The organism is Acinetobacter tianfuensis, from assembly GCF_003611465.1.
Classification (GTDB): Bacteria; Pseudomonadota; Gammaproteobacteria; order Pseudomonadales; family Moraxellaceae; genus Acinetobacter; species Acinetobacter tianfuensis.
Genome location: NZ_RAXV01000017.1, coordinates 68,393 through 75,271 on the forward strand (window position 1 = coordinate 68,393; position 6,879 = coordinate 75,271).

Annotated in this window: 6 protein-coding genes; 4 read left to right on the forward strand and 2 right to left on the reverse strand. The window is 37.2% G+C overall.

What is annotated here, in order from left to right; translation table 11 throughout:
- Positions 1-62: 62 nt before the first annotated feature.
- The 3 genes from hutI to D7V32_RS09145 are packed head-to-tail and all read left to right on the forward strand — an operon-like array spanning position 63 to position 3,557.
- Complete coding sequence (gene hutI / locus D7V32_RS09135) at positions 63-1,268, forward strand: imidazolonepropionase (protein WP_120402574.1); 1,206 nt, start codon at positions 63-65, stop codon at positions 1,266-1,268.
- 59 nt (positions 1,269-1,327) lie between these two features.
- The gene (gene hutG, locus D7V32_RS09140; RefSeq protein WP_120402575.1) at positions 1,328-2,251 is read left to right on the forward strand and encodes a formimidoylglutamase; all 924 of its coding nucleotides are present in this window, start codon (positions 1,328-1,330) and stop codon (positions 2,249-2,251) included.
- Between the two features lie 34 nt (positions 2,252-2,285).
- Positions 2,286-3,557 (forward strand): Glu/Leu/Phe/Val family dehydrogenase, encoded by a 1,272-nt coding sequence (locus D7V32_RS09145; RefSeq protein WP_120402576.1) that lies wholly within the window; start codon positions 2,286-2,288, stop codon positions 3,555-3,557.
- A 72-nt stretch (positions 3,558-3,629) separates the two neighbouring features.
- On the opposite strand, the gene D7V32_RS09150 is transcribed toward D7V32_RS09145, so the two are convergent.
- Together D7V32_RS09150 and hutC are read right to left on the reverse strand one after the other, a co-directional pair.
- A complete protein-coding gene (locus D7V32_RS09150; protein WP_120402577.1) occupies positions 3,630-4,211 on the reverse strand; it encodes a HutD/Ves family protein in 582 nt (193 codons plus the stop codon).
- Positions 4,208-4,960, reverse strand: coding sequence for a histidine utilization repressor (gene hutC / locus D7V32_RS09155; protein WP_120402578.1), 753 nt, complete (start codon positions 4,958-4,960; stop codon positions 4,208-4,210). The genes D7V32_RS09150 and hutC overlap by 4 nt, the downstream gene beginning before the upstream one ends.
- Positions 4,961-5,461: 501 nt before the next feature.
- Between hutC and D7V32_RS09160 the strand changes: the two genes are divergently transcribed.
- A protein-coding gene (locus D7V32_RS09160; RefSeq protein ID WP_089024817.1) for an IS3 family transposase occupies positions 5,462-6,591 on the forward strand; the annotation gives its coding sequence in 2 pieces (ribosomal slippage) (positions 5,462-5,714 and positions 5,714-6,591; 1,131 coding nt in all).
- Positions 6,592-6,879: the final 288 nt, after the last annotated feature.

Below are 6,879 nucleotides of genomic sequence, written 5' to 3' on the forward strand. Positions count from 1 at the left end.
CAGTGAATAACCTTTTTTATATTCAGGAAATCTTAAAACAGTTTTAAATAAGGATAATTTGAATGAAAACGATATGGCGAAATTGTCAGGTTGCAACTATGCAATATGCTGAATATTCAGTGATTGAGGATGCAGCAATCGTAACAGACCTTGGTAAAATTGAATGGATTGGAGCTGCAGCAGATTTACCTGAACACTTGAATGCAAAGGAAATTGATCTAGATGGATATTGGGTTACACCTGGCTTAATTGACTGTCATACACATAGTGTATTTGGCGGAAATCGCAGTGTGGAGTTTGAACAGCGGTTAAAGGGCGTATCGTATGAAACCATTGCGGCACAGGGAGGAGGAATTGCCAGTACAGTACGCGCGACAAGAGAGACATCTGAGATTCAACTGCGCGAAATAGCAATTAAACGCATCAAAAATTTACTGAACGATGGTGTCACCACGCTGGAAATCAAGTCGGGGTATGGGCTGGACTTGAAGAATGAGCGGAAAATGTTACGCGTGATTCGTCAAATTTCTGCGATGCTGCCAGTCACAATAAAAAGTACTTGCCTAGCTGCACATGCTTTACCTATTGAATATCAGTATGACAGTGATGCATATATTCATTTTATTTGTGAGTCTTTACTTCCTCAGCTTGCTGCTGAGGGGCTCATTGATGCTGTTGATGCATTTTGTGAATATCTTGCATTCTCTCCAGCTCAGGTTGAAAAAGTCTTTCAGGCTGCACAACAATTAAATTTGCCAGTCAAAATACATGCTGAACAATTATCAGCATTGCATGGTTCCATGTTAGCTGCAAAATATCATGCATTATCTGCTGATCATTTGGAATACGTAACTGAAAGTGATGCAGAGGCAATGGCAAAGTCTGGAACTGTTGCAGTCTTGCTGCCAGGGGCTTTTTACTTCTTACGAGAAACTAAGTATCCCGACATTACTGCATTACAAAAGCATAAAGTTAGAATTGCGCTATCTACTGATTTAAACCCGGGAACATCTCCAGCATTGTCATTACGTCTGATGATGAATATGGGGAGTACTTTATTTCGCTTGACACCTGAACAGACCTTAGCTGGCGTCACGATCCATGCTGCACATGCTTTAGGCATTGAAAAAACTCATGGAAGCCTAGAAGTTGGTAAAGTCGCTGACTTTGTTGCTTGGGATATACAGCACCCATCAGAAATTACTTATTGGCTTGGCGGCGACTTAGATAAAAGAGTGATTTATCAGGGACAAGAACGTTCCATTTAAAATCTCTCAGATTGTTGAGTTCACGGTTGAAACGATTAATTTATGGGGGAACATAGGATATGGAAAATAATTTTCAATGGATTGGACGATGTGATGGAAATGAACCTTCACAATTACGGATTCATCAAATCATTAATGCAAATAACGATAAATCTGGATATGTGCTCATTGGTTTTTGTTCAGATGAAGGTGTTAAAAGAAATCATGGCCGCATAGGCGCGGCGGCAGCACCTGATTTCATCCGTAAGCAATTGGCGAATTTACCAGTACATCAGCATATTGCATTACAAGATCAAGGTAATATTTATTGTGGTGATACGGATCTAGAACAAGCCCAAATAAGGCTGTCAACACAACTGACCTCAATCTTAAAACAGGGGAATGCTCCAATTGTTATGGGCGGAGGCCATGAAGTTGCTTATGGCAGTTTTAAGGGACTTTTTGATTTTATTCAGCAGACTGAGCCGCATAAATCTATAGGCATTATTAACTTTGATGCGCATTTTGATTTGCGTGAAGAAGAAATTTCAACGTCTGGAACGCCATTTTTACAAGCAGCGAAATTATCTAAACAATATCAACATGAATTTCGATATTTATGTTTAGGAATTGCTAAACACTCTAATACCCGGAAACTATTTGAAACGGCAGAGCACCTGAATTGTACTTATTTGTATGACTATGAGTTGAAAAATTTAGAAAATAATTTGGTTTTTTCTCAAATTCAAGAGTTTATAGATCAAGTCGATTACTTATATGTCACAGTTGACTTAGATGTATTTTCAGCATCCATCGCGCCTGGTGTCAGTGCACCAGCTGTGCGCGGTATTGATGTCGCCTGTTTCGATGAATTATTCAGCTTTATTCAGGCATCAAAAAAAGTCCGTTTATTGGATATTGCAGAGTGCAATCCTTCCTATGATATGGATCAACATACAGCCAAATTAGCGGCCTATATCATTTTTAATTACATATTTCAGTAAAACATTAAAATCAAATAAAGACGGAATATAAGACATGGATAAGTTAAGTTATTTAAATGAAAGTTCAGGTGCATGGCATACGTATCTGAAACAAATTGATCGCGTTGCTCCATATTTAGAGCATTTAAAAGAGTATATAGACACATTAAAACGTCCAAAACGCGCTTTAATTGTTGATGTGCCTATCGTTATGGATGATGGTTCTATTCGGCATTTTGAAGGGTTTCGAGTGCAGCATAATCTTTCACGCGGTCCTGGAAAAGGAGGGATTCGATACCATCCTGATGTAGACCTAAACGAAGTGATGGCCTTATCGGCATGGATGACGATTAAGTCTGCAGTATTAAATTTGCCTTTTGGCGGAGCTAAAGGCGGAGTGCGAGTTGATCCGTCAACGCTGTCAGCGCGTGAGCTGGAACGGCTAACAAGACGTTATACAAGTGAAATCGGACATATTATTGGTCCGCAAAAAGATATTCCAGCACCTGATGTCGGTACAAATCAACATGTTATGGGATGGATTATGGACACCTATTCATCTAGTCAAGGTTATACCGTTACAGGAGTCGTAACGGGAAAACCTGTGCATTTAGGCGGATCTTTAGGACGCATAAAAGCGACTGGGCGCGGCGTGTATATTTGTGGTGTAGAAGCGGCAAAGAGAGTAGGCCTAGAGCTGAAAGGATCAAAAGTTGCGATTCAAGGTTATGGCAATGTGGGCAGTGAAGCTGCATTCCTTTTCTATGATGCACAGGCAATGGTCGTCGCTGTACAAGATCATACGGGTACGATTTATAATCGTGAAGGTATAGATATTTCTAAATTAAATGAATATGTACAACAGTTTGGCGGTGTATGTGGATTTGAAAATACAGAAAATATTGCAAATGAAGAGTTTTGGGATGTTGATGCGGATATTTTAATTCCAGCTGCATTAGAAGGACAAATTACTGCGCATCGGGCAAACCGAATAAAAGCATCTATTATTTTAGAAGGTGCAAATGGGCCAACTTATCCAGAAGCAGATGATATTTTAATTGAACGGGGAAAAACTATTGTTCCAGATGTCATTTGTAATGCAGGCGGCGTGACGGTAAGTTATTTTGAATGGGTTCAAGATATATCAAGCTTTTTTTGGTCTGAAGCTGAAATTAACCATAAGCTGGATGATTTAATGGTCAAAGCCATGGATGAGGTTTGGAATACAGCCACTAAAAACCATTGTACGTTACGCACAGCAGCCTATATCTTAGCTTGTGAACGAATTTTGACAGCGAGAAAAGAAAGGGGCATTTTCCCAGGGTAATTTATAAGTTTTTCTGAATATCAAATAAAAGTAAAGTATAGGGCAACTTGTACTTTACTTTTATTTATTGCATTACTGAAGTGTAATAACGTAGTACGATGTAAAACTATTAACAACATTTAAATCTAATTTGGCGGTGAAATTATTTTCTATTTTTAAAGTTTCATATTCTCTGAGTATATAGTCTGCATGATTTATTTTAATGTTTAAATCGGACTTATTAGGGTTAAATAAAAATATAAATTTAAAATTTTCAAGGTTAATTTTATTTTGATGCTGTTCGCAGTAGTCCATAGCTGCATGATATTTAATGGGGTCATAGATCAAGTTAAAATCACGAATTGGACCATCAATTAATTTAGAGTCAATCAATGAGTCTCCACAAAAATCATAAATTTCATTGGCTTTTAAATTAATGTCTTTTTGTGTGTTTTGATTGTTTAAAACAATACCATTGCCTTCTAATATGCTAATAAATCTAGATTTATTCTTAAACAGTGAAAATGTACTATCTTGATTTACATCTGCTATAGAAATTCGCCAATCGAAATGCTCCATTGATGAATGACTGCAAGCAATTTGCAGCGTATGGCCTTGTCCATTTTTCCAAGGCATTTTTAAATATTCAGATGCCTTTAATATTTTTATAGTCATGAGGTAAATTTCCCCTCAAGTTGATAGCGGCTGCCCGGATAAATTAAGCGTGCACTCGAAATAATATTATTATTTGACCATGTTCGTCGCTGGATAAATAAACAAGGTTCATTTTTGGTGATTTTTAGCCATTTACATTCTTGTGGAGATGCTAAAATTGCTTTGACAGTGTGTTCTCCTTCAGTCATAGGCGCAATAGACATCAAATAAGCGTTAGGTGTCAGTTTAGTAAAATCTTGTTGTAAATATTCAGGGATAATTGCGGCATTTACTAAGCGTTCTTCTATTTGTACTGGAATTTCATTTTCAAAGTGTACAATGATAGAGTGGAAGAGCTTCTCTCCCTCACGAATCTGCATGGTATATGCTTGAGTACTATCGGCTTTTAAGCTTTCGAGAATTAAAATTTGCGCATGATGTTTATGTTTGCGCGCTTGAATTTCATCTGCAATATTATTAATTTCAAAAAGAGCAGTATGACGTTTTTCCTCTGCAACAAATGAACCGATGCCTTGTACACGAACCAATATTCCTTCAGCAGTCAATTCTCTTAATGCTCGATTGACTGTCATTCGACTGCAGCCAAGTAATTTGACCAATTCACTTTCAGACGGAATTTTTGTATTTACTGTCCATGTTCCGTTGTTAATATTATGCATTATCAACTGCTTTACTTGCATGTAAATTGGAATTGGGCTTTTTTCATCAAATGTTAAATAACTATTTTGATGGTTATCAATAGCAACCATTAGAACTCCAGATTTATGTTTTATGTAATGTTACATGTAATTCTATGTTTAAATTTTTAACTTGTATATACATGTTGGAAATCTTTATGTGAATTGCTGATAGGATGCAAACTTTGAAAGAAAAAATGCTCAAACGTCAGGAACGAACCCTTTGTTTATATTTAGCTCTTTACTTACATAGCCGCTTAAGGAGCAAGCAAGGACAGGGAATATTTGCTATCGTTGCTAGGAGGTATAGAAGCACCAGTGTTCCGATCTTTAACTTGAGATTATATTATGCAACTCATTCAGTTTAATTTAGATAGTTTAGATAAGATGTCATTAGATCATCAAAATATTGAATATAATCAAATCATTGACTATGAAATAGCTAGGGAGAGTATTTGCAGCCTAATATTTAAATTAAGTAGGCATGATGTGGTTCTAGGATTTTAGACCACGCCTATAAGTGATAATCTACTCCCCAATAAGCATGGGAAATGCTTGTTTTTGGAGTCAACCATGACACGAAGAAAACGTCGTAATCATTCAGCAGAGTTTAAAGTTAAAGTTGCTCTCGCAGCAATTAAAGGCGACCACACACTCGCTGAACTTTCTACTCAATTCGACTTACATCAAAACCAAATAATTGATTGGAAAAATCAACTGCTTGAGCAATCAATCAATATTTTTTCACGACCAACAGCACAACAAGAACCTGAGATTGACCTCAAAGCTCTACATGCCAAGATAGGACATCAGGCATTGCAAATTGATTTTTTAGAAGGTGCGCTCAGAAAAATAGGGCAGCTGAGCGGCAAAAAATGATCGATAAGACCCATCAACTTTCGGTACGACAACAATCGCAATTGATTCAAATCAATCGCAGTACGTTGTATTACAAGCCCAAAGAGATTTCATCAACTGATTTGAGTTTGATGCGTCTAATCGATGAAATTCATCTCGACTACCCATTTATGGGCAGTCGAATGATACGAGATATGCTACAGCGTCAAGGACATAAAATAGGTCGGCGTAAAGTCCGACGTTTAATGCGCTTGATGGGAATACATGCCTTGTATCCAAAACCCAATACCAGTAAGCCTAATCTTGCACACCGTATTTTCCCATATCTGTTGAAAAACATGGTCATCGATCACTCTAATCAAGTCTGGTGTACAGATATCACGTACATTCCTATGGCTAAAGGCTTTGTCTATCTGTGTGCAATTATAGATTGGCATAGTCGTAAAGTACTGGCTCATCGTGTATCGATCAGTATGGAAACAGACTTTTGCATAGATGCGTTGCAAGAAGCAATTGTGAAATATGGTTGTCCAGAGGTGTTTAATACAGACCAAGGCAGTCAATTCACAAGCGAGGCATTTTTGAATGAGTTAAAATTGCGAAATATCCGTATCAGTATGGATGGGAAAGGACGATGGATGGATAATGTAATGATTGAGCGTTTATGGCGCAGTGTGAAGCATGAGGAAGTCTATTTGAAGGCTTACGATACGGTTAAACAAGCAAAACAATCAATTGCTGAATATTTGGATTTTTATAACACGATACGTCCTCATTCAAGCTTGAATAAGGCAACACCAAATGAATTTTATGATCGACATTTACCAAAAGTAATGGCAGCATAATTTAAATATTTAGAGCGGATTTATCACTTATAAAACTAGATTGAGTGGTCTAATTAACGGAACCACATCAGCAGGAGAAATTAGCGGATTCTGAACAACAAAACGTATTTCAAAAAAATATAGATAAACTCATTTACATCAGAGATCATTTACAAATTCACGATAGAGCATCCATTCAAAAAATCATGACTGAGATCAAGTCTTATCAATAACTGTCTTCATGTCATAGCTATGCAAGTTTATATAAGCTTGCTTGAATGTAAAACGATTAGCGTTGTGCAATGCGGG